This is a genomic window from Streptomyces sp. SDT5-1, from assembly GCF_052245995.1.
Lineage (GTDB): Bacteria > Actinomycetota > Actinomycetes > Streptomycetales > Streptomycetaceae > Streptomyces.
The window spans coordinates 6,150,539-6,173,877 of the sequence record NZ_CM125963.1 but is presented as its reverse complement, the minus strand read 5'-3'; the positions used below and the strand labels follow the sequence as shown (position 1 = coordinate 6,173,877).

General features: G+C 70.9%; 18 protein-coding genes. 5 read left to right on the top strand and 13 right to left on the bottom strand.

What is annotated here, in order from left to right:
- Positions 1-317: 317 nt before the first annotated feature.
- The 5 genes from ACTWJ8_RS28450 to ACTWJ8_RS28430 all read right to left on the bottom strand — a co-directional run bounded on the left by ACTWJ8_RS28450 (position 318) and on the right by ACTWJ8_RS28430 (position 8,195).
- Entirely contained in the window at positions 318-1,202 is an 885-nt protein-coding gene (locus tag ACTWJ8_RS28450) for a FadR/GntR family transcriptional regulator (protein WP_356378182.1), read from the bottom strand.
- 163 nt (positions 1,203-1,365) lie between these two features.
- Positions 1,366-3,429: an ATP-binding cassette domain-containing protein gene (locus tag ACTWJ8_RS28445; protein ID WP_443260610.1), complete on the bottom strand. Its 2,064-nt coding sequence runs from the start codon at positions 3,427-3,429 to the stop codon at positions 1,366-1,368.
- Between the two features lie 193 nt (positions 3,430-3,622).
- A complete protein-coding gene (locus tag ACTWJ8_RS28440; protein ID WP_356378177.1) occupies positions 3,623-4,384 on the bottom strand; it encodes an NUDIX hydrolase in 762 nt (253 codons plus the stop codon).
- A gap of 107 nt (positions 4,385-4,491) precedes the next feature.
- Positions 4,492-6,606 (bottom strand): glycogen debranching N-terminal domain-containing protein, encoded by a 2,115-nt coding sequence (locus tag ACTWJ8_RS28435; protein ID WP_443260609.1) that lies wholly within the window; start codon positions 6,604-6,606, stop codon positions 4,492-4,494.
- 167 nt (positions 6,607-6,773) lie between these two features.
- On the bottom strand, positions 6,774-8,195 hold the full coding sequence (locus tag ACTWJ8_RS28430; RefSeq protein WP_356378171.1) for a DUF4192 domain-containing protein: 1,422 nt from the start codon (positions 8,193-8,195) through the stop codon (positions 6,774-6,776).
- A 133-nt stretch (positions 8,196-8,328) separates the two neighbouring features.
- On the opposite strand from ACTWJ8_RS28430, the gene ACTWJ8_RS28425 reads away from it, so the two are divergent.
- Both ACTWJ8_RS28425 and ACTWJ8_RS28420 read left to right on the top strand, forming a co-directional pair.
- Entirely contained in the window at positions 8,329-10,491 is a 2,163-nt protein-coding gene (locus ACTWJ8_RS28425) for a RecQ family ATP-dependent DNA helicase (protein ID WP_356378168.1), read from the top strand.
- Positions 10,492-10,714: 223 nt separating this feature from the next.
- On the top strand, positions 10,715-11,353 hold the full coding sequence (locus tag ACTWJ8_RS28420) for a hypothetical protein (RefSeq protein WP_356378165.1): 639 nt from the start codon (positions 10,715-10,717) through the stop codon (positions 11,351-11,353).
- A gap of 80 nt (positions 11,354-11,433) precedes the next feature.
- Here ACTWJ8_RS28420 and ACTWJ8_RS28415 read toward each other — a convergent pair whose 3' ends face one another.
- The 3 genes from ACTWJ8_RS28415 to ACTWJ8_RS28405 all read right to left on the bottom strand — a co-directional run bounded on the left by ACTWJ8_RS28415 (position 11,434) and on the right by ACTWJ8_RS28405 (position 13,517).
- Positions 11,434-12,069, bottom strand: coding sequence for a hypothetical protein (locus tag ACTWJ8_RS28415; RefSeq protein ID WP_356378162.1), 636 nt, complete (start codon positions 12,067-12,069; stop codon positions 11,434-11,436).
- A 68-nt stretch (positions 12,070-12,137) separates the two neighbouring features.
- Positions 12,138-12,839: a ribonuclease HII gene (locus ACTWJ8_RS28410; protein WP_443260608.1), complete on the bottom strand. Its 702-nt coding sequence runs from the start codon at positions 12,837-12,839 to the stop codon at positions 12,138-12,140.
- Positions 12,840-12,890: 51 nt separating this feature from the next.
- On the bottom strand, positions 12,891-13,517 hold the full coding sequence (locus ACTWJ8_RS28405; RefSeq protein ID WP_443260607.1) for a TetR/AcrR family transcriptional regulator: 627 nt from the start codon (positions 13,515-13,517) through the stop codon (positions 12,891-12,893).
- A 255-nt stretch (positions 13,518-13,772) separates the two neighbouring features.
- On the opposite strand from ACTWJ8_RS28405, the gene ACTWJ8_RS28400 reads away from it, so the two are divergent.
- Positions 13,773-15,329 carry an MFS transporter gene (locus ACTWJ8_RS28400; RefSeq protein WP_443260606.1) on the top strand — a complete coding sequence of 519 codons (1,557 nt, stop codon included), beginning with the start codon at positions 13,773-13,775 and terminating at the stop codon, positions 15,327-15,329.
- A 43-nt stretch (positions 15,330-15,372) separates the two neighbouring features.
- On the opposite strand, the gene ACTWJ8_RS28395 is transcribed toward ACTWJ8_RS28400, so the two are convergent.
- The 3 genes from ACTWJ8_RS28395 to ACTWJ8_RS28385 all read right to left on the bottom strand — a co-directional run bounded on the left by ACTWJ8_RS28395 (position 15,373) and on the right by ACTWJ8_RS28385 (position 17,623).
- Complete coding sequence (locus tag ACTWJ8_RS28395) at positions 15,373-16,284, bottom strand: ADP-ribosylglycohydrolase family protein (protein WP_443260605.1); 912 nt, start codon at positions 16,282-16,284, stop codon at positions 15,373-15,375.
- A gap of 12 nt (positions 16,285-16,296) precedes the next feature.
- On the bottom strand, positions 16,297-16,956 hold the full coding sequence (locus tag ACTWJ8_RS28390; RefSeq protein WP_443260604.1) for a histidine phosphatase family protein: 660 nt from the start codon (positions 16,954-16,956) through the stop codon (positions 16,297-16,299).
- Between the two features lie 61 nt (positions 16,957-17,017).
- Positions 17,018-17,623 (bottom strand): YdbC family protein, encoded by a 606-nt coding sequence (locus tag ACTWJ8_RS28385; RefSeq protein WP_356378148.1) that lies wholly within the window; start codon positions 17,621-17,623, stop codon positions 17,018-17,020.
- A 146-nt stretch (positions 17,624-17,769) separates the two neighbouring features.
- On the opposite strand from ACTWJ8_RS28385, the gene ACTWJ8_RS28380 reads away from it, so the two are divergent.
- Positions 17,770-18,309, top strand: coding sequence for a TerD family protein (locus tag ACTWJ8_RS28380; protein ID WP_443260603.1), 540 nt, complete (start codon positions 17,770-17,772; stop codon positions 18,307-18,309).
- Positions 18,310-18,434: 125 nt separating this feature from the next.
- Here the strand turns inward: ACTWJ8_RS28380 and ACTWJ8_RS28375 are convergent, their stop codons facing one another.
- Together ACTWJ8_RS28375 and nrdR are read right to left on the bottom strand one after the other, a co-directional pair.
- Positions 18,435-21,329 (bottom strand): vitamin B12-dependent ribonucleotide reductase, encoded by a 2,895-nt coding sequence (locus ACTWJ8_RS28375; RefSeq protein ID WP_356378144.1) that lies wholly within the window; start codon positions 21,327-21,329, stop codon positions 18,435-18,437.
- A 137-nt stretch (positions 21,330-21,466) separates the two neighbouring features.
- Complete coding sequence (gene nrdR, locus ACTWJ8_RS28370; protein ID WP_356378142.1) at positions 21,467-22,012, bottom strand: transcriptional regulator NrdR; 546 nt, start codon at positions 22,010-22,012, stop codon at positions 21,467-21,469.
- A 516-nt stretch (positions 22,013-22,528) separates the two neighbouring features.
- On the opposite strand from nrdR, the gene lexA reads away from it, so the two are divergent.
- Positions 22,529-23,314, top strand: a complete 786-nt coding sequence (gene lexA / locus ACTWJ8_RS28365) for a transcriptional repressor LexA (protein WP_356378140.1) — start codon at positions 22,529-22,531, stop codon at positions 23,312-23,314.
- Positions 23,315-23,339 lie beyond the last annotated feature (25 nt).

The following is a 23,339-nucleotide window of genomic DNA, read 5'->3' as shown; positions in this document are numbered from 1 at the left end:
CTCTTAGGTCATCGCGTTGCTCCGAGGAGCGTTACGCCCAATCTCCGTGGTCCGAGTCACACCGCGTTATCGGTCAAAGACTGACCGATACGGACACAACAGGTCATGCTTCCGAACCCGTACGGACGCATGACGACCTCCGAAGACCGGGACTCCTACGGGAGAACGGATCTCCTCCGGGAGAACAAACCTTCCGCCTGCACCCCGAGTCGCCGGATGGCGCCCTCCTTACACATGCGACGCGTCCACGTCGCATGCGAGACACCGTCCGGCGACACACGATCGCCCTCCCTCGCCCCGCCGCGCCTCTCGCGTGGTCAGTGCTCGCGGGGAGCCGGCACGACGCGCTCCACCTCGGGGTGGACCGTGAGGACCTGCCGCATCGCACTCTCGGCACCGGAGCCGTCGCCGGCGGCGAGCGCGTCGACGATGCGCGCGTGGTGGGCGACGACCGTCTCGTTCGGCCGGTCGCAGCCGATGGCCGGGCCGCCGGAGACCTGGAGGGCGGCGGACACGATGCCGGAGAGGTGTTCGAGCATCCTGTTGCCCGCGAGCTGGATGAGCAGCGAGTGGAACTCCGCGTCGGCGCGCGAGAACGTGATCGAGTCCCCCTGCGCCAGCGCGTGCCGCATGATCTCGACCATGTCGGCCAGGCGCTGCTGCACGTCCTCCCTGCCGTGTCCTGCGGCGAGGCGCGCGGCCAGCGGCTCGATCATCCAGCGCAGCTCGCTCAGCTCTCGGCGCTGGTCGTCGCGCTGCGGCCCGAAGGCGCGCCATTCGATGATGTCCGGGTCCAGGAGGTTCCAGTCGCTGACCGGCCGCACGCGCGTGCCGACGTTCGGCCGGGCGCTGACCAGGCCCTTGGCCTCCAGTACGCGCAGGGATTCGCGGACGACGGTACGGGACACCTCGAATCGCTGGCCGATCTCCTCGGGGACCAGCGGGCGGTCCGCACCGAGGTCGCCGGAGACGATCATCTGCCCCAACTGCTGGACGAGTTGGCCGTGCAGGCCGCGGCCCCGGCTGCCCGCGGCGCGTCGGCCCACCCGGCCGAGATCCGGATCCGCGCTCTCCCAAGCGGGGCCGCCGACACGGTCGGCGGTCGGCTCCACATAGGGGTAGCGGTCGAGTTCGCCCGGTCCTGCGAGGCCGGAGTCGGCGGAGCGGGCGGCGGTCATCATGGTGTGCGCAAGGGTACTCACGGAAGTTGTTGTCGGCGCCGCCCCCAACTCCCTTGAGGTCTTTGGTGAAAAGCACACGAAAGGGTGATCTCCCTCCTCTCGGCACTTGACGCCTTATCGGAAAGAAATGGGCGTTCCAGGGGGAGTTGCGCACAACGAAGGATCTGAAGCTGTCGAGCGGTCGTCAGCGCACCCGAGATCGCAGCGCCGTGAGCAGATATGCGCAGAGCAGAGCACCCAGCGACAACGTGAGGGCACCACCCACGGGTTGGGCGATCATCCGCACTCCGGCGGCCACGGGGCGCTCGATCCCGAACGGCCAGTCCACCAGGGCAAGATCACGAAGCCGCGCCGGAAGGCCGGCCGCCGTTCGCACAGATGGACCCTCCAAGGCCTTCTGTACGAGGGGCACGATGATGATCGGCACGGCCACCACGGCGGCGAGACCGGCCGAGGTGGACCGGAAGAGCCCGGCCGCGAGCACACCGGCCCAGGCACACCCCACGAGCATCGCGAGCCAACTCGCGCTCAGCGAGAGCCAGTCGGCGGGAACTCGCGTGAGCTCCGATCCGTATACGAGATGGAGCAGCGCGGCGTCGCAGACGACGGTGAGAACGCCGAGGAGCAGGGCGGTGGCCGCCCCCACGACCAGCTTCGCGGCGAGAAGTCCCAGGCGGCGGGGGACGGTTCCGCGGTCGGCCGCGAGGGCGGGGTGCCGGAACTCCTCACCGAAGGCGAAGGCACCCAGGAGCCCGGCCCCCAGGGCCGCGGGCGGCAGCGGGAGTTCCTGCGGCCAGGCGGCGAGCAGGCGTGGCTGTGGGGTGTGCCCTACGCGTGCGAGCAGGAGGGAGAGGAGCGCGGAGACGACGAGTACGAGTGCGGTGGTGACGTAGCCGGTGGCGATGCCGGTCGCGCGGCGCAGTTCGTACCGCACGGGGCGCAGCGGGCCGCGGGCGGTACGGACGGTGATCGGGGGCGGCAGCTGCGGCAGGGTCACGGTCGTCGGCCGCGCGGCCTCACCCTCCGACGGACGCCCGTTCGACACGGTCCGGCGCTGCGCCGCCGGGGGCCAGGCGGCGCCGGGGAGCGGGACGAACGTGCTCGTGGGGGGAAGCGGGTTGAGGGCGGTGGTGGTCGCCGGGGCGCTGGCGGGAGTGTCGGGCCCGGTGTCGGAGTTGGGGGTGGGGTCGCCTTCGGGAGAGGGCTCGGTTCCGGGGCCGGCGGTTCCGGGAGGGGCGGCTTCGGTGGTCGTGGCCGGGGGCGCGGTCGTAGCCGTAGCCGCGTCGGCACCTGCGGGCGCGTGGTCGCCTGTCGCATGCGCCTCGCCGCCACCCTCCGCCGATGCGTCGACGGCGCGGGACGTCGCCACCGAAGGGCCCGCGTCGCCGATCTCGTCGGCGAGTTGGTGCACGAGGATGCCGTGCCGGAACGCGATGTCCCCCACGTCGGCGCAGGTGCTGCCGTACACCGACAGGCGGTTGCCGCCCTCGGGCACCACTTCGACCGAACGCCTGGCCGCACGTGCCTCCTTCGCCAGGAGGACGCCGAACCTCGCGGCGTGCGGGCTGCGGACGGCGACCCGGGGCCGCAGCCGGGTGCGCGCGAAGTCTGCGACGTCCTGGTCCGCGACCACCCTGCCCGCGTCGAGCGTGACGACCCGGTCGGCGACCCGGGCCGCCTCCCTCGCGTCGTCCGTGGTGAACAGGACGGTGCCGCCGAGTTCGGCACGCGCCCTCAGGACACCGTGCAGCCACTGGCCCTCCCGAGCCGAGAGGCCGGCGGCGGGATCGTCGAGCACCAGGGTGTGCGGATCGGCGAGCAGTGCGCAGGCGAGACCGAGGCGTCGGTCCATGCCGCGCGACAGTGTGCCCAGCCGCTGGTCGCGCAGGCTGACCAGACCCACGACCTCGAGCACGCCGTCCGCGCGGAGGACGGGCACACCGGCCGCCGAGCACAGCATGCGCAGGTGGCCGCGGACGGTACGGGCCGGGTGGCCGGGAACATCACCGAGCAGAACGCCGACTTCCCGCGCAGGATGCGGAATGCGGTGCAGCGGACGGCCCCTGAAGTAGGTGACGCCACGGCCCTGTTGAAGTTCGAGCATCAGGCGTACGGCCGTCGTCTTGCCCGATCTCCGCGCGCCGAGCAGGGCGGTGACACGGCCGGCACGCGCGTCGAAGGACACGTCGTCGACCGCGGGCGGGCTCTCCTTGCGTGCGTTACTGGTCAGTCCGATGGCCTGGATCATCGCTTCTCTCGCAGGATGGGCGACCGCTCGGCGGCCGGGATCCGCCCGCCGACAGGACGACGGGCGAACCCCTCGGGTACCGCAGCAAGATAACGCGATATGTACCACTTTTCGGGCATCACCGGCGCCGCCCGCACCGCGCGCGGGTCGCGACCTCCGGCCTACGAGTCCCGCCCTCCGGCCCAAGAATCGATCAGGCGTCCGGCCGCAGCATCGGCGGATTGAGGAGCGTGGCCCCACCGGCCCGGAAGAGCTGCGCCGGCCGTCCGCCCTGACGGGTGGTCGTACCACCGGTCGGCACCAGGAACCCGGGAGTGCCCGTCACCTTGCGGTGGAAGTTGCGCGGGTCGAGCGCGACGCCCCACACCGCCTCGTAGACGCGGCGCAGCTCCCCCACCGTGAACTCGGGCGGGCAGAAGGCCGTCGCCAGCGAGGAATACTCGATCTTGGACCGCGCGCGCTCCACACCGTCGGCCAGGATCTGCGCGTGGTCGAAGGCCAGCGGCGCGGCCTGATCGTCCATGCGTCCGTACTCGCCGCGGTTCAGCAGCGCCTCCACCGGGGCCCACCGCGCGCTGTGCGCGTCGCCGCCGGGGCGGGGCGCGGGCAGGTCGGGGGCGAGCGCGAGGTGGGCGACGCTCACCACACGCATCCGGGGGTCCCGCTTCGGGTCGCCGTAGGTGGCCAGCTGTTCCAGGTGCGCGCCGTTGTCCTGCGCGGGCGCCATCGGATCGTGCGCGCACAGGCCGGTCTCCTCGACCAGTTCCCGTGCGGCCGCCGCCGTCAGGTCCTCGTCGTCCCGCACGAACCCGCCGGGCAGCGCCCAACGCCCTTGAAACGGCGGTTCACCACGCCGTACCGCCAGTGCACACAGTGCGTGACGGCGCACGGTCAGCACGACCAGATCGACGGTGACTGCGAAGGGCGGAAAGGCCGACGGGTCGTAGGGCGACATGGAACGATCATAGTCGTCTGCCTGACGATAAACACGCCGTTCGCTCGTCTGCTCCGCCCTGCGTCGGACGGTCTTCTGTGGTTCCCCTCCCCCATGGCCTGCGCCCGTCACACCCTCAACTGCAGTTCGCCCGCTGCCTCCTCCACCATGGCGAGTCCGAGTCTGCTGACCCGTACGGAGAAGGGCTGCCCGGCGACCCGCAGCCCGCTCAGCCCGACCTCACCCAGCGGTGCGCTGCGCATCGGGGACAGCGTCACCGTCCGGGCCGGCGCGTCCGGTCGGATGCCCACGGCGGCGGCCAGGAGCTGCACACCGGCGGCGGCCGCCACCGCGGCGGGTCTGCATGCGGCGGGGTGCGGCAGCGGAACCCCGCCCTCGACCCGCTGCAGCCCTGCGTACATCTCGGGCAGCCTGAAATCGAAGGCGCCTGCCGCGTCGAGGGCGCCTCTGAGCAGGGACGCCGCCTCCTTCTCGTACCCGACGGCGGACAGGCCCGAGACGGCGACCGCGGTCTCATGCACCCGCACTGCTCCAGAGCGGTGCCCGAACGGGTTGTACGCCACCTCCTTCACCCCCAGCGTCCTGAGCCCCCAGCCGGAGTCGAGCCCGGGGCCGCCCAGCAGTCGCGCCAGGTGGTCGGTCTGCGCCTTGTCCAGCAGCCCCGGCGCGCAGACGCCCGCACCGAGCAGTCCGGTGTCCAGCAAGTGAGCCGCGCCGCTGCCCAGGCGCACGACCGGCCGCCCGTCCGCCGTGCGCGCGGCCGCGGGTCGGCCACCGCCGAGATCCTCGACCCAGAAGTCCTCCCGGAAGCGCAGTCGCAGTTCCTCGGCCCACTGGCGCAGTTCATCGCCGCCGGGTCTGCCGTGGGCGTCGAGCAGGTCGGCGCCGAGCAGCGCTGCCCGATGCGCGTGGGCCTGCGTCTCGCACCGCTGTGGGCCGCCGGGCGTGGGGTCCGGAAGGTACGGGCCCGCACGCGCGGTGGTCCGCAACCACTGCAGACACCGTTCCGCTGCGGGCATCAGCTCTGCCAGTTCCTGTGCGCCGAGGCCCCAGCGTCTGGCTTCGGCGAGGACGACCGGGAACAGGAGGGTGGCGTCGATTCCCGTGCAGCTGGGCGGCAGTTGCGCTCCTGTCTGCCGCATCGGGCCGGGCAGCTTTCCGAACTCCGGTCCGGACCGCCGCAGTTGTGTACGGGCGAGTGTGCGCAAGGTGGCGACGGCGAGCCGGGTGCCCAACGGCAGGGCCATCCGTGCTGCCGCCAGCGCCTCGGCCGGGGCGGGCCCGCAGCGCCACGGCGCACCCGCCGCCACGCAGACGTCCGAGGGGCGCGCGGGGTCGCGCACCAGGAGCGCCTCCAGATCGGCGATGCTGCCGCGCAGCAACGGGCCCACCCGCGGGTCGTCTCCCTCCACCCGGGCCGGGGCCAGCGGGCGCATTGCACTGCCGCGTGCCGCCGCTCGTGCCGTTCCGGCGTCATCCGCCCGCACTCGGAGCCGTACTGTGCGCGTGCCGCCCGGTGGAAGGTCGATCTCCCAGCGCAGCAGGCCGGCTGACGCCAGGGCGTCCGTGGGCGCAGGTGTGGCCGTGACCAGGGCGCTCGGTCCGCTGCCGGTCGGTGATGCCCAGCGCAGGCCGGATCCGTGGACGGTGGCGGGCAGTTCGCGCCCCGGGTCGCCTGCAGCCACGGCTCCGAGTTCGGCGAGGTCGGTGCCGAGTGCCACCTCCAGCGGCAGCCGCAGCGGGCGCTGGGCGGAACTGCGCAGGGTGATGTCCTCCGTGCCGTCCGCGTGCCGGATCCGCTCGACGACGACGTCCGGATCGGGCCCGGCGTCCGACGACCCCCGTGCGGTCGCGGTGAAGCAGGCCCGGTCCGCGGAGATCATGCGTGCCTGCACGGCGAGTGGTTCACGCCCCGCCAAGCGCACCTGGCAGCGCGACACCAGGCGTCTGCCTCCGTGGTAGAAGCCTTCGAGGCCTTGGGCCGTCAACTGGCCCTGAGCGGAGGAGATGGCAAGGCCTGGCAGGGCGACGCAGATCAACGCCTGGTGCGTCGGCGGGAGTTCCGTGCTCCGCCGCACCGCGCGGGCCGGCCCCTTCGATGGCGCTTGCAGATCGGGGTGGCCAGGCGGCGTACGTGGCTGTCCCAGCGCGGGCCGTGAGCCGCGCGGCCCTTCGTCCTCTTGGTTCGCGGACACGTGCCGCGGCGAAGGGCTGGACGTCATCTTCGCTCCCCTCACCCTGCGGGCCCGCTCTGCCGCCGGCCCGGCCTGCGCTTCGGCGGGGCGACCAGGCCGCCGCCACCGCCACACCAGATGAACGGGACGCGCCCATCGCAAGTAACGCCGCAGTACACGGAAGCGCGGGCAAGGAGCCGCAGGGCTGACCGCGCTCATCCGTCACCCCTGCTGCGGTGCCGCCTCGGGCGACGTGACTCCGACGGACGCCGAGGCGCGCGCGTCCCCGCCCGCGCAGGTCGCGTGCCCGCGCCGAGACGCCGCTCGCCCCGGCGGCGAAGAGCGGCCTCAAGGCCCCGAGCCGCGCGCGACATGCCGGGATCGACGGAGCCTCCCGGAACGATCACCGGTGTCGGTCGGGGCCCGTCGACACCGTCCGTCGGCGCGCCTTCGCCCTCTGGCCCCCCTTCCGACGCTTCTGCCGCATCCGCCGCGTCCGACGGCGCATCCGGGGCCGCTCGCCTCGCCCGCAGGGTGCGCCGCACCGGCTCGGGGTCCATCCCGTCCGCTCGCGCTTCATTGAGCAGCCGGGCGAACGTGTAGCGCGGATCGGCTCCCAGGGACATCTCCAGCGCCTGGTCCGCCTCGACGGTGTCACCGAGCGACCAGGCCACCCATCCCGCCAGGGCCAGCGGCGCGGCGGCGTACTCCCCGTAAGGGCCGACGCAGCGGCGCGCCAGCGCCCGCCACAGGCGCAGCGCGCGGACGCCCGCTTCGCCCTCCATCCACTCCGCCGCCCGGTCCCTGGTCACGCGGTCCTGGAGGCCGAGGATCAGCGAAGCAGCCTCGTCGTTCGCCAGGAGTTCGTCGTCCTTCAGGTCCGCCGCGAGGGAATCGTCCGCGACCGGTGCGTCCCCGAGACGTCCCATGAGCAGGTGGGCGAGATCCAGCGTCTCCGACTCCACCTTCATACGGGGAGTCCCTGCGAGGATCCTCGGCACGAGCTCCATCGCCGCCGCGTCGAGGGCCCGCGTCTGCTCCGTGACGAGGGCCGTTTGCAAGGGGGCGAGGCGGGCCCGGACCTTGCTCAGGGAATCCCGTACGCGAATGCCCGCGAAGGCGGCCGTCGCGGCCATCACTGAGGTGCCGTCGCTCGCGATGACGTTGCCCTCCGCCGGGCAGCAGTCGGGGCGTGGGCAGCAGTAGGACCAGTACCTGCCCTCCGAGAGGCACAGGGCCTCCGTGACCGGCACGTCGAGGCCGCCGCACTCCGTGCGCAGGAACTGGGCCAGCGGCCTGAGCCGCTGCATGACCTGCCGCCCCGCGTCGGCGCCCCCGGCCGCGGCGTCCTGGCAGAGGAAGGCGACGACGCTGTCGGGGTGCCCGTCTCTGCGCTCGCACTCCCCGATCAGGCACTGGGCCATCTGTCGCGCCACGGCATGCCAGTCCTCCGTGCGCTCGGGGATGCCCAGGCGCACGCGACCGCCGAATCGCCCCTTGTGCAGGGCGACCAGGACGATGCTGTCGTCGGGCCGGAACCCGAGCAAATACGGCAGCGCCTCGGCGAGTTCGCCCGCCGTGCGCAAGGTGATCTTCGCTTCGCCGGTCAGCCCGACGGGCTCGCTGTGATTCGTCATGCGCCGACCATGCACCGGAACCCAGCGATCCGGTTTGGGCTGTGGATAACCCCGATCAGGGACACGACAGGAGTTGTCCACAGGTCGGCGGGGGCGTTCGCGTGATGTCAGTGCCATCGGGTTGCATGGGGGCATGAGCAACGAAGACCTGCGGACAGCCGCCGACACCGTTCTCGCCCGCCTCGTCGGCGACCCGAGCGGCACGGCCAGACTGCGCGAGGACCAGTGGCGGGCCATCGAGGCCCTGGTCGCCGACCACCGGCGGGCCCTCGTCGTGCAGCGCACCGGCTGGGGCAAGTCCGCGGTGTACTTCGTCGCGACGTCGCTGATCCGCCGTCGTGGCGGCGGACCCACCGTGATCGTCTCCCCGCTCCTGGCGCTCATGCGGAACCAGGTGGAGGCGGCGGAGCGTGCGGGCATTCGGGCCCGCACCATCAACTCGTCGAACACCGAGGAGTGGGACGCCGTGCGGGCCGAGGTGGCGTCCGGCGATGTCGATGTGCTCCTGGTCAGTCCCGAGCGTCTCAACAACCCCGACTTCCGGGACAACGTGCTGCCGCAGCTCGCGGCCGCCACCGGCCTGCTCGTGGTCGACGAGGCCCACTGCATCTCGGACTGGGGGCACGACTTCCGGCCCGACTACCGCCGCCTGCGCACGATGCTGGCCGAGCTCCCGGAGGGCGTCCCGGTCCTGGCGACGACGGCTACGGCCAACGCGCGAGTGACCGCGGACGTGGCCGACCAGCTCGGCACGGGATCGGGCTCCGACGCCCTGGTGCTGCGCGGGCCGCTCGACCGCGAGAGCCTCAGCCTCGGGGTTCTGCAACTGCCGGACGCCGCGCACCGGTTGGCCTGGCTCGCCGATCACCTGGACGAGCTGCCGGGCTCCGGGATCATCTACACCCTGACCGTCGCCGCGGCGGAGGAGGTCACGGCCTATCTGCGCCAGTGCGGGCACACCGTGTCCTCGTACACCGGAAAGACGGAGAACGCGGACCGGCAGCAGGCCGAGGAGGACCTGCTGGCGAACCGGGTGACCGCGCTGGTCGCCACGTCCGCGCTCGGCATGGGCTTCGACAAGCCGGACCTCGGGTTCGTCGTCCACCTCGGTTCGCCATCCTCGCCGATCGCGTACTACCAGCAGGTGGGCCGCGCCGGGCGAGGAGTCGACCACGCGGAGGTGCTGCTGCTCCCCGGCAAGGAGGACGAGGCGATCTGGCGCTACTTCGCCTCGCTCGCCTTCCCTCCGGAGGAACAGGTCAGGCGCACCCTGGACGTCCTCGCCCAGTCCGACCGGCCGCTCTCCCTGCCCGCCCTCGAACCGCTGGTCGAGCTGCGCAGGTCGCGACTGGAGACGATGCTCAAGGTCCTCGACGTGGACGGCGCGGTGCACCGGGTCAAGGGCGGCTGGATCGCCACCGGACAGCCCTGGGCGTACGACACCGAGCGCTACGCATGGGTGGCCAAGCAGCGCGAGACCGAGCAGCAGGCGATGCGCGACTACGCGACCACCACGGGCTGCCGCATGGAGTTCCTGCGCCGCCAGCTGGACGACGAGGAGGCTGCCCCGTGCGGCCGCTGCGACAACTGTGCGGGCCCGCGGTTCTCCGACTCCGTGTCGCCCGAGGCGCTGAACTCGGCTCGCGGTGAACTCGGACGCCCGGGCGTCGAGGTGGAGCCCCGGAAGATGTGGCCCACCGGGCTCGCGGCGGTCGGCATCGACCTCAAGGGACGCATCCCGGCGGGCGAGCAGGCGGCGGCCGGGCGGGCGCTGGGCCGGCTCTCGGACATCGGCTGGGGCAACAGGCTGCGCCCCATGTTCGCGCCGCAGGCCCCGGACGGCCCGGTGCCGGACGACGTGGCGGGAGCCGTCGTCGACGTGCTGGCCGACTGGGCCAAGGGGCCGGGCGGCTGGGCGTCCGGCTCCCCCGATGCCTCGCCACGTCCCGTGGGCGTGGTCACGATGGCGTCCCACACCCGGCCGCAGCTCATCCAGTCGTTGGGCGCGGGCATCGCGCAGGTCGGCCGCATGCCGTTCCTGGGCAGCATCAGCTACGCACCCGGCAGCGACACCGCCCACATCCCGCGCAGCAACAGCGCCCAGCGACTGCGCGCCCTGGAAGGCACGTTGACGCTTCCCGACGAGCTGTCCGATGCGCTCTCGCGCGCGGGTGGCCCGGTTCTGCTCGTCGACGACTACACGGAGACCGGCTGGACCCTGGCGATGGCCGCGCGGCTGCTGCGCCGGGCGGGAGCCGAGGGGGTGTTGCCGCTGGTCCTCGCGGTACAGGGCTGACACACGCGTAGCCGCCGAACCTTTGGGCAGGGATATTGGCGACGCATCGCCAGATACAGGAACGCGACGCCAATTGCTCGTTGCCGTCTGACACCGCGACGGGAAGAATTGGCAGTGCTCCCCGCGCGGCTCCCCGTGATCCGGTGGACGGCAGAGCTGTGTCGCGGTGCGCTCCCCAGTCCGACCCCGCCCTCAGTGTGGGCGTGTAGCCGAAGGGAGGACCGTGACCTTCGGATTCGCTCCGTCCTCGGCGGTATCGATGTCCGCGTCCTCGATGCGCACCGAGAGGTCCGCCGATTCCGTCAACCGACCGACCAGGCTGCTCGAACCCGCGGAGTGGGCGGCAGCCGGCATCCCGCTGCTGCGCAATCCGCGCGAGGTCGTCAGTGGGCTGCACTCCCGCCACCGACCGATCCCGCAGACCGTCGTCGTGGCCGTGCTCGATCCGGAGGAGCGGCTGCGGGCCAGCGCCTCGTTCGTGCGCCGCGAGAGCACCACGGACGGCTGGACATTCCGCAACGCCCTGCTGTCCCAGCTGCGCCGGGTCATCCCGCACGATCTGCGCCGCCGCACCCCGGTCCGCACCGCCGTCCTGCTGTACTGCCGCGAGGGCGACACACGGTGGACGGAGGAGGACGGGGCCTGGATGTGGGGCCTGCGCGACGCGTGCACGCTGCACGGCCTGCGCTGCGGGGCGTACATCACGATGACGCGGGACGGCTGGCAGGTCCTCGGTGAGGGCAGGGCCGGTCGTCGCCCGAGCGTGGGCTCCGTGGCCGAGGCCCTCGGACAGAGCGAGCCGTCGGCGCCGCGCACGGGCGGCGCCGCGACGGAGGTGCTCCGCCGCGCCGCGGCGCGCTGAACAGCCACCGGCCGTAGCGCGCCCGCCTGCCGGACTCCCCGGTCACCGCCGCGCGGTACGGGCAGCCGGCAAGCGGCGCGTCAGACCCCGGCGCCGAGCAGAGCGTTGATGCGCTCCGGGTCGCCGCACACGATGAGCAGCGCACCGGCCCGGCCGAGCGCGAGCGGCAGCGCCGTGGTGGCGATCTCGTCGGCTCCGCCGTTCACGGCGACGACGACCACCGGGCGGGACGCGGCACGGCCCAGGGCGGAGGCGTCGGCGTAGAAGACGTCGTCGCGCGCGTCGTGCTGCGCCCAGTAGGAGTCCTCACCGAAGGACAGCTCGTGGGCCGCCCACGGGTGCTGCTCCCCGGTGGTGATCACCAGGACGTCGCCGGGCGCGCGGCCCGAGTCGAGCAGCAGGTCGAGGGCTTCCTCTGCGGCATCCAGCGCACCTTCGGCCGAGGCCGGGATGAGCTGGATCTGCGGCTGGGAGGCCGAAGTCTGCGCGTCGGCAGGGGCCTTCGGGCCCGGCTTGGGGGCACCGGCCGACTCGCGCGAGGTGCGCTGCGCGGGCGGCATGGGCCGGGAGGGACCCGGACGTCCGGGTCGCGGGGGCGCCGCGGGTCGCGGGCCGGGTACGGGGCGAGGGGTCGGCGCGGTACGGCCGCTGGTGGGCGTGGCGCGGGGACCCTGGGCACTCTCGGGAATCTGAGGCTCCTCGGGACTGAGAGGCATGAGCTGATATCTATCAAACGCAGGTGCGGCTCGCGTCAACGGGTGGCACGTCAGTACGAGCGTGGCGGTCAGAAGTCGAAGCCGAGCTGGCCCTCGATCTCCGGAACGCCCACGTCCGCCCAACTGCGGGCCTTCTTGAGGTGCCGCCACTGGGGCAGCGCATCAAGATACGCCCACGTGAGCCGGTGGTACGGGGTGGGCCCCCGCTCCTCCAACGCGGCGCGATGCACCGGCGACGGGTATCCGGCGTTGGCCGCAAACCCGAAGTCTGCATGGTCGATGCCCAGTTCGGCCATCATTTTGTCGCGGCAGACCTTGGCGATCACCGACGCCGCGGCGACAGCGATGCAGGAACGGTCCCCCTTGATCACCGTACGAACCTGCCAGGGAGCACCCAGGTAGTCGTGCTTCCCGTCGAGGATGACCGCGTCCGGCTGCACCGGCAGGCCCTCGAGGGCGCGCACGGCGGCGAGCCGCAGAGCCGCCGTCATCCCCAGGTCATCGATCTCCTCGGGCGAGGCATGCCCCAGGGCGTGCGCGGTCACCCAGCTCTCCAGCTCGTCCGCGAGCGTCTCGCGGCGCTTGGGGCTGATCAGCTTGGAGTCGGTGAGGCCCTCCGGCGGACGGCGCAGGCCGGTGACGGCCGCGCAGACAGTGACCGGACCGGCCCAGGCACCACGGCCGACCTCGTCGACACCGGCGATGATCTTGGCACCGGTGGTGGCGCGCAGTGAGCGCTCGACGGTGTGGGTGGGTGCTTCGTACGGCATGGCGGCAGACAGCGTACGCCGCCCGGGTACCGGCGCGACACCCGGCTCACCTCAATGCGTGTGGTGACGCAGCAGGGGGACCATCACGTGGTCGATCATCTCGACCAGATCCCCGTCCTCCCATTCACTTCCGCAAACCTTCGAGCGGTACATCATCAGCGCCGGAATGACGTCGCCCACCAGCCCTTCGTCGATGTCCGGACGCACCTCACCTCGCTCAATGCCGCGATGCAAGACTTCCTTGATCAGCTCGACGGTGGGCTCGATGACCCCCTCGGTGATCAAGCCATGGAAGCGCTCGGCGGTGACCGTGTCGCATTCGTGAAGCACGGAGCGCAGCGCGAAGCCGGGCCTCGAATACATGGCCGCGCGCATCCGCCGGCACAGTTCGAGCAGGTCCTCCCGGACATTTCCGCACTCCGGCGCCGAGTCCAGCACGGGCAGACCGGACTGGAGCGCGTCGACGACGAGATCCTCCTTCGAGGGCCAGCGCCGATAGACCGCGGCCTTGCCGGTCTGCGCGCCCGCGGCGACGCCCTCCATCGTGAGTCCGTTCCAGCCGACCGTGCTGAGCTGATCCAACGCCGCTTCCAGAATGGCCCGTTCGAGCACGGGGCCACGCCTGCGAAGCGCGGATGCCGCCTGAGCGGGGGCGGCCGTCCGACGTGAACTAACCATTTTCATCTCTCCGTTGAGCGGTCCGGAGCGGTTCGGACGCGCGGCAGCGGGCTCAGTGAACGTTTGTGTCCACTGATGGGGAGCCACCACTGAGCATGTCAGGCGTCACACCCTCTTTTCGACGGGGCGACGTCGAGGAATTCCCGACGTTGCACCAACTACCGTAAAGAACGCTTGTGTTCACTATCCCCGCGCCGCTACGATCCCACACAGGGAACGCGACCGTTCTCTAACTTTGCCCATGGGGGATCGCTCGTGACACAGGATCAGCTCCAGGTACCTCCGGCCTTACCCGGCAAACGCCGCGCCACCGCGCGCCCACCTCGACCCGGCATCGCGCTGACGGTGATCGCCGCGTGCCAGCTGATGGTCGTCCTCGACGCCACCATCGTGAACATCGCCCTGCCGCACATCCAGACGGCACTGGGCTTCTCCACCAACGACCTGACCTGGGTGATCAACGCATACGCGCTCACCTTCGGCGGCCTGCTGCTCCTCGGCGGCCGGGCCGGCGACCTTCTCGGCCGCCGCCGCATGTTCATCACCGGCATCGCCCTGTTCAGCCTGGCCTCGCTCCTCGGCGGGTTCGCCCAGGAACCCTGGCAGCTCCTCGCGGCCCGCGCGCTCCAGGGCGTCGGCGGCGCGATCGCCTCGCCCACATCCCTGGCGCTCATCGCCACGACGTTCCCCGAGGGGCCCGAGCGGAACCGCGCGTTCGGTGTCTTCGCCTCCGTATCCGCAGGTGGCGGCGCCGTGGGGCTGCTCGCGGGCGGCATGCTGACCGACTGGCTCGACTGGCGCTGGGTGCTCTTCGTCAACGTACCCATAGGCATCGTGATCGCCGCCCTCGCGCCTCGGTACATCAAAGAGTCGGAGCGCCATCCCGGACGGTTCGACCTTCCGGGCGCCCTCACCTCGACCCTCGGCATGGCCGCCCTCGTGTACGGGTTCATCCGTGCCGCCTCCGAGGGCTGGAGCGACGGGCTCGCCACCGCGTCCTTCGCCGCGGCAGCCGTCCTGCTGGTCGCCTTCGTCGCCATCGAACGGCGCACCAGCCAGCCGATCACGCCTCTACGGCTGTTCAAGGACCGCAACCGGTCCGGCACCTACGCGATGATGCTGAGCCTCGCCGCGGCCATGTTCGGCATGTTCTTCTTCATCGTGCTCTTCGTGCAGAACGTGCTGCACTACAGCCCGATCAGGGCCGGCCTTGCCTTCCTGCCGGTGACCGCCGCGATCGTGCTCGGAGCGGGCATCGCCACGAACCTGCTGCCCCGGCTCGGCCCCAAGCCCTTCATGGTCGTGGGCTGTCTGCTGACCGCCACGGGCATGGGCTGGCTGACGCTGATCGACCCCGGCAGCTCGTACGTCGGCGGCGTCCTCGGCCCGATGCTCCTGTTCGGCTTCGGCATGGGCCTGAACTTCGTGACGCTGACCCTGACCGCCGTCTCCGGCATAGCCGACAGCGAGTCCGGCGCGGCCTCCGGCATGCTCAACACGACGCAGCAGGTCGGCGGCGCCCTCGGGCTCTCGGTCCTCACCACGATCTTCAGCAGCGCGAGTGAGAACGAGGCGGCCAAGCAGATACCGAAGTTCCTCGCCGAGGGCTCAGCGGCGCAGAAGGCCGAGTTCGCCAGGACTCACCGGCTGCCCGCGCCGTGGAACGACGCGGTGCTCGCGCACGGCATCGGCAGCGCCTTCATAGCGGCGGCCTCACTGGCCGTGGTCGCGGCCCTCATCGCCCTGTTCGTCATCCAGGTGCGCAAGAGCGACCTGGAGGCACTGAGTGGGAGGCCGGGCGCCTCGGTCTGAGACGTCCGAGGGCCGGGGGCTCTCCCCCGGCCCGCCCTGGCTCCTACGCGATCTCCGCGGTCGGCGCCCAGGTCGGCAGTGGCTCAGTCCGTCCGAGCCACTCGGCCGAGGGCGCCCCGTCCGCGCGGGAGGCGACGATGCCGCCCACCATCGCGCAGGTCGTGTCCATGTCGCCGCCGACCTGGGCCGTGGTCCAGAACGCCTGCTCGAAGTCACCGAGGCCGCGCGCCGCGGACCACAGGGCGAACGGCACGGTGTCGTGCGCGGTCGTACGTCGGCCGCAGCCGAGGACCGCCGCCACCGTGGACGCGTCCCCGTAGTCGAGCATGTCCCTGGCCCGGCGCAGGCCCGCGCCCACCGCGCTGCGAGGCACGAGCGCGATCACGCCGTCGAGCAGGTCCTGCGGCGTGGGAGGCTTCTCCTCGCCCGCCACCAGGGCGGCAGCGGCGGCCACCGCCATCGCGCCCACGACGGCCTCCCGGTGCTGGTGCGTCGGGTAGGCGGAGATCTCGGCCTGGTGGGTGGCCTGCTCGGGGTCGTCGGCGTAGTAGGCGCCGAGCGGCGCGATCCGCATCGCCGCGCCGTTCCCCCACGAGCCCCGGCCGTTGAACAGGGCGGAGGCCAGGGACCGCCAGTCGTGGCCCTCGCGGACCTGCTGGAGCAGCGTGTTCACGGCGCGACCGTAGTCGCGGTCGACGTCCTGGCGCTCCGCGAACGAGCGGGCCAGCTCGTCCTGGTCGACCCGGCCGTGCTCGGCGAGTACGGCGACCACCGAGCAGGCCATCTCGGTGTCGTCGGTCCACTGCCAGGGGCCCTCGGGCAGGGCGCGGGCCTTGAGCAGCGGATAGTTCGCGGGAACGAAGAATTGTGATCCCAGCGCGTCTCCCACGGAGAGTCCGCGCAGGCTGGACAGGGCGCGGTGCAGGCGCCCGTCGGGAGAGGAGTCAGCGGTCATCGCCCTGCCACTCTATCCGGTGACCCCGTACGATTCCGGTTCGCGCCAGCGGTCGAACGGGCGGTCCAAGGTGTACTTGCCGTTGTCCCCGAGAACGAGGACCCGCTTCTCCGCGTTCCCGGGGTTCGACAGCGATTCGAAGTCGCCGACGGTCCAGTGGAACCACCGCATGCAGAACAGCCGCATGGTCAGTCCGTGCGTCACCAGCAGCACGTTCGGCGGATGGTCGGAGGCCTCGAAGCTGCGGTGCAGGCTCTCCAGAAACGCGCCGACGCGGTCGTACACGTCCGCGCCGGACTCCCCCTGGGCGAATCGGTAGAAGAAGTGCCCGTAGGCGTCGCGGTACGCCTTCTGCAGCCGCACGTCCTCGCGGTCCTGCCAGTTCCCCCAGTCCTGCTCGCGCAGCCGGGGCTCCTCCCGTACGCGGACGAGGTCGGGGTCGAGCCGGAAAGCGCGGAAGGTCTCGTGCGTGCGCCGGTACGGCGAGACGTACACGCTCACCCGTTCGCGTCCGAAGAGCTCACGGAGCTCCTCGCCGGTGGTCTCGGCCTGGCGCCAGCCCTTGTCGGTGAGCGTCAGGGCGTGATCGGGCTCGCGCTCGTAGATGCTGTCGTCGGCATTGCCTTCGGATTCGCCGTGCCGAACTAGAACGATGCGCCGCGGTCGTGCCATGCACACGACCCTAGATCGCCGGGCCGCTTCGAGCACCCGTGCGGGGCATGCGGCGGGGCGTTCAGACCGTCCAGGTCGCTTCCAGGTCGACGATGTCCCCCGTGATCGCCGCTATGTCGACATCCGTCTGGGCGCGCGCCGAGAGCCGCTCCACCCGGTCGACCTGGTACTTGCCGTGCTCGGCCGCCGACCGCCACATGGACAGGACCAGGAATTCGTCTCCGGGGGCGTCGCCGAACAGTCCCCTGACCATGCCGGGCGAGCCGGCCATCGCCGGGTTCCACACCTTCTGCTGCATCAAGGTGAAGTGCTCGGCCCGGTCGGCGTTGACCGTGCAGTGCGCCACCCGCACGACGTCCGCGTCCGTGAAGCGCGGCTCGAACCCGGTCTTCACGTCGAAACGGTGGTCGAAGAGCTTCACCTGACTGTTCTTGAACGTTCCCGACTGCGTGGCCGCGAGCCGGTCGTGGGAGCGCGCCATGAAGGAGTCGTAGAAGGCGCGGCTCTCCCAGAAGCCGAAGACGTGGGCCACGCCGGGCCGTTGCCTGCTCCAGCCTCCGCCCTGCCCCCGGAAACCGGGCTCGCCCAGCAGCCCCGCCCACTTCCGCTGTCCCCGCTCGAAACCCCGACGATCCACCACAGTGCAACGAATCCACTTGACCAGCACCGCGCCATCGTACGGCGCGCGTGGCGTCCGCCGCGGCGGTCCCGAACCCACGGTCGAGGCCCCTGAGGGGACGGCTGTGTCTGTTGTCAGTGGGACCACGTAGCGTATCGGTAGCACTCAACACCACACCGAGGAGGGGGAGTTCGGTGAGCAGTCTGCGCAAGGGAATCGAGAAGATCGAGGTTGGACTGAAGTGGGACCCGAGCCCGATGGGTTCGCCTCCCCACGACCTGGACCTGGTCGCCGGGACATACACGGGCGAGGATCCGCACGGCAGCCCCGCGTACGTCGTGCACTTCGACAGCCGGTCGCCCGACGGGACGATCACCCTCAACAGGGACAGCAGGACGGGCCAGGGCTTCGGCTTCGACGAGGTGATGACGCTCGAGCTGGGGCGGCTCGCGGACGCGTACGCGCGCGTGGTCGTCGGCGTCGCCATCCAGCAGGGCGAGGGGGGATCCGGACGGGCCAAGGTTTTCGGCGACGTCCCGAACACCGCGATCCGCATACGGGAGGGCTACACCGACCTGTCGCAGCACGACTTCTCGGTGGTCTCCGGCTCCTCCGCGACGACGGTCGCGGAGTTCACCCGGGGTGCCGACGGCGAGTGGTCGTTCCACGAGACGGTGCGCGGCTTCCACGACGGGGATCTGAACGCCTTCGCCGCGGCGATGGGCGCGCTCTAGCCACGCGGAGCGGCGTCGGGAGCATCGCCGCGCATACGCCGAAGGGCGGCGGAACCGTACTGGTTCCACCGCCCTCGGCTCAGGCACGCGGCAGGGTCAGGCCGGCGGCCCGACCCTCAGCCGGGTCAGCTGCAACCGCTGGTCGAGCCGCAGCCCTCGCAGATGTAGCAGGAGCCGGCCCGCTGCATCTTCGTTCCGCAGGAGAAGCAGAGCGGGGCGTCGGCCTGGATGCCCAGCTGCATCTCGACGAGCTCGGCGCTGGTGTGCGCCTGCTGCGGGACGGGCTGCGCGGTGGCGCCCTCGGCCTTCGGCGTCTCGACGGCCTTCAGTTCCTGGGCGCGCGGCGCCGACTGGGACAGGCCCTCGACGTCGACCTCGTCCTCGTTCGGCTCGTACGAACCGGTCTCCAGGTGACGCTGACGCTCCTCGGCGGAGTGGATGCCGAGCGCGGAGCGCGTCTCGAAGGGCAAGAAGTCGAGCGCCAGGCGGCGGAAGATGTAGTCGACGATCGACTGCGCCATCCGCACGTCCGGGTCGTCCGTCATGCCGGCCGGCTCGAAGCGCATGTTGGTGAACTTCGAGACGTAGGTCTCCAGCGGCACGCCGTACTGGAGGCCGACCGAGACGGCGATGGAGAAGGCGTCCATCATGCCCGCGAGGGTCGAGCCCTGCTTCGACATCTTCAGGAAGACCTCGCCGAGACCGTCGTCCGGGTAGGAGTTGGCGGTCATGTAGCCCTCGGCGCCGCCGACCGTGAAGGAGGTGGTGATGCCGGGACGGCCCTTCGGGAGGCGCTTGCGGACCGGGCGGTACTCGACGACCTTCTCGACGGCCTCGCGGATCGTCGCCTCGGTCTTCTCGGTGACCTCGGCCTTCTCCTGCTCCTTCTTCTTGGCGGAGAGGGGCTGGCCGACCTTGCAGTTGTCGCGGTAGATCGCGAGCGCCTTGACGCCCATCTTCCAGGCCTCGAAGTAGACCTCCTCGACGTCCTCGACGGTCGCCGTCTCCGGCAGGTTGACCGTCTTGGAGAGCGCGCCGGAGATCCAGGGCTGGATGGCGGCCATCATGCGGACGTGGCCCATCGCGGAGATGGAGCGCTCGCCCATGGCGCAGTCGAACACCTCGTAGTGCTCGAGCTTGAGGCCCGGGGCGTCGATCACATTGCCGTGCTCGGCGATGTGGGCGACGATCGCCTCGATCTGCTCCTCCTGGTAGCCCAGGCGGCGCAGGGCCTGCGGCACGGTGCCGTTGACGATCTGCATCGAGCCGCCGCCGACCAGCTTCTTGAACTTGACCAGGGCGAGGTCGGGCTCAAGGCCGGTGGTGTCGCAGGACATCGCGAGACCGATGGTGCCAGTCGGGGCGATGACGGACGCCTGCGAGTTACGGAAACCGTTCTTCTCGCCGAGGCGGATCACGTCCTGCCAGGCCTCCGTGGCGGCGGCCCAGATCGGGGTGTCCAGGTCGTCCATGCGGACGGCCTCAGCGTTGGCGTCGGCGTGCTGCTTCATGACGCGGTTGTGCGGCGTGGCGTTCTTCGCGTAGCCGTCGTACGGGCCGACGACCGCGGCGAGCTCGGCCGAGCGCTTGTACGACGTACCCGTCATCAGCGAGGTGATGGCGCCGGCGAGGGCGCGGCCGCCGTCCGAGTCGTAGGCGTGGCCGGTCGCCATGAGCAGGGCGCCCAGGTTCGCGTAGCCGATGCCGAGCTGGCGGAAGGCGCGGGTGTTCTCACCGATCTTCTGGGTCGGGAAGTCCGCGAAGCAGATGGAGATGTCCATCGCGGTGATGACGAGCTCGACGACCTTCGCGAAGCGCTCGACGTCGAAGGACTGGTTGCCCTTGCCGTCGTCCTTCAGGAACTTCATCAGGTTCAGCGAGGCGAGGTTGCAGGACGTGTTGTCCAGGTGCATGTACTCGCTGCACGGGTTCGAGCCGTTGATGCGGCCGGACTCCGGGCACGTGTGCCAGTGGTTGATGGTGTCGTCGTACTGGATGCCGGGGTCGGCACAGGCCCAGGCGGCCTCGGCCATCTTGCGGAACAGCGACTTGGCCTCGACCTCCTCGATGACCTCGCCGTCCATGCGGCCGCGCAGGCCGAACTTGGAGCCGGACTCGACGGCCTTCATGAACTCGTCGTTCACGCGCACCGAGTTGTTGGCGTTCTGGTACTGGACGGACGTGATGTCGTCGCCGCCCAGGTCCATGTCGAAGCCCGCGTCGCGCAGGGCGCGGATCTTCTCCTCTTCCTTCACCTTGGTCTCGATGAAGCCCTCGATGTCGGGGTGGTCGACGTCGAGGATGACCATCTTGGCGGCGCGGCGCGTGGCGCCACCCGACTTGATCGTTCCTGCAGAGGCGTCGGCACCGCGCATGAAGGAGACGGGGCCCGAGGCGTTGCCGCCCGAGGAGAGCAGCTCCTTGGAGGAGCGGATGCGGGAGAGGTTCAGGCCGGCGCCGGAGCCGCCCTTGAAGATCATGCCCTCTTCCTTGTACCAGTCGAGGATCGACTCCATGGAGTCGTCGACGGACAGGATGAAGCAGGCGGAGACCTGCTGGGGCTGCGGCGTGCCGACGTTGAACCAGACCGGCGAGTTGAAGCTGAAGATCTGGTGCAGGAGGGCGTAGGCCAGCTCGTGCTCGAAGATCTCGGCGTCGGCGGGCGAGGCGAAGTACTTGTGGTCCTCGCCGGCCTTCCGATACGTCTTCACGATGCGGTCGATGAGCTGCTTGAGGCTCACCTCGCGCTGCGGGGTGCCGACCGCACCCCGGAAGTACTTGCTGGTGACGATGTTGACCGCGTTCACCGACCAGAACTCGGGGAACTCGACGCCACGCTGCTCGAAGTTGACCGAGCCGTCGCGCCAGTTGGTCATGACGACGTCACGATGCGCCCACTCGACCTCGTCGTACGGGTGCACGCCGGGGGTGGTGTGGACGCGCTCGATACGCAGACCCTTGTTGGCCTTGGCTCCCTTGGCTCGGGAGCCTCGTGCCGGGCCGCTCGCCGTCTCTGTCATGCCGCCTCCCATATATCGGGCTAAAACGCCCTAAAGTGCCCGGATCTTCCCGCGCACGGTGTGTGTCTTGTGTTGCGGCCGCCGCTCTTGCCGCCCGCAACAGGTCTTTGGGGTCGCCGCCGCCCGGCCCTGGGCCGTCAGTCGGCGGCGTGGGCGGGCACGGGGACTTCTACAGCCCCGCCGGGCCCGCACTCGCTCTGTGTGCGCTCTTCGCCCGCGCGGTCCGCCTCCGCGTCGGGCGTTTGTTCCCTCAGTTCCGCGATCGCCGACTCGAAGTCCTCCAGCGAGTCGAACGCCCGGTAGACGGACGCGAACCGCAGGTAGGCGACGAGATCCAGCTGCTGAAGCGGGCCGAGTATGGCCAGGCCCACGTCGTGGGTGGTCAGTTCGGCGCTTCCGGTGGCGCGCACCGCCTCCTCGACCCGCTGGCCGAGCTGGGCGAGGGCGTCCTCGGTGACAGGACGGCCCTGGCACGCCTTGCGTACGCCATTGATGACCTTGGTGCGACTGAAGGGTTCGGTCACCCCGCTCCGCTTCACGACCATCAGTGAGCAGGTCTCCACCGTCGTGAAACGACGGGAGCAGTCCGGACACTGACGGCGCCGGCGGATCGACGTGCCGTCGTCGGTGGTGCGGCTGTCGACGACACGACTGTCGGGATGCCTACAGAAGGGGCAGTGCATGAACTCCCAACCCTCCTTCACGGCACGACTCGATAGCCCCGAGCGGCTGGTGACGCCTCTCGAAGCAGCCCCAAGCATAGGCGATGACCTCGGCCGAGATGGACCGGGGACCACAACTTCTGGGCTGCGGATCCAATCCAACCACTACATCTGGGGTTTGGCCGCGAATTGCGCCCTAGGCGTGTCGCGCGTGCGGAACGCATCGTACGGGCGCGGCGGGGCCTTGGGGAGCTTGACCCCCGACCGGCGCGGCGCGAGAAAAAACCGAGGGCGGTGCCTGGTTGACGGAGGTACGAGTGGCAGACTGGGGGACCCCCGGGCCGAGCCTCGACTCCAGCGATGAAGCGTACCGGATTGAGCTGAATTGCCGTTCCGCTTCGAGGTGGCCATACACCCAGGCGCATGATCACGACAAGCAATCTGCGGTTTTTCACTCGAACGTGTGTTTGGCGCAACCTTTCGAAAGGAACTACCGTTGGCTAGCTAGGGAGACATTCTCGAGAGGGGCCGACCGACGTGACCACGACCGCAGACAGTGCCACCATCACTGCCCAGGGCCGCGCCCAGGGCCGACTCGAGCCGGTGCATGCCATGAACGACTCAGCCATGAGCCAGGAGGGGCCCAAGCCAGGGCGCTCCCTGCCCGGTCGGCCCCCAGGTATTCGGGCCGACAGCTCCGGGCTCACCGACCGGCAGCGCCGCGTGATCGAGGTCATCCGGGACTCCGTGCAGCGTCGGGGGTACCCGCCGTCCATGCGCGAGATCGGCCAGGCGGTCGGCCTGTCCAGCACGTCGTCGGTGGCGCACCAGCTGATGGCCCTCGAGCGCAAGGGCTTCTTGCGCCGTGACCCGCACCGTCCGCGCGCGTACGAGGTCCGTGGCTCGGACCAGCCCAGCGCGCAGCCCACGGACACCACGGGCAAGCCCGCCGCCTCGTACGTGCCGCTCGTCGGCCGGATCGCCGCCGGTGGCCCGATCCTCGCGGAGGAGTCGGTCGAGGACGTCTTCCCGCTCCCCCGGCAGCTGGTCGGTGACGGTGAGCTGTTCGTCCTCAAGGTCGTCGGCGACTCGATGATCGAGGCCGCGATCTGCGACGGGGACTGGGTCACGGTCCGCCGCCAGCCCGTCGCGGAGAACGGGGACATCGTGGCCGCGATGCTCGACGGCGAGGCCACGGTCAAGCGCTTCAAGCGGGAGGAGGGCCACGTCTGGCTCCTGCCGCACAACGCCGCGTACCAGCCGATCCCCGGCGACGAGGCGACGATCCTCGGCAAGGTGGTGGCCGTTCTGCGGCGCGTCTGACGCTCCTCCCTGACCGGGCCCCGGA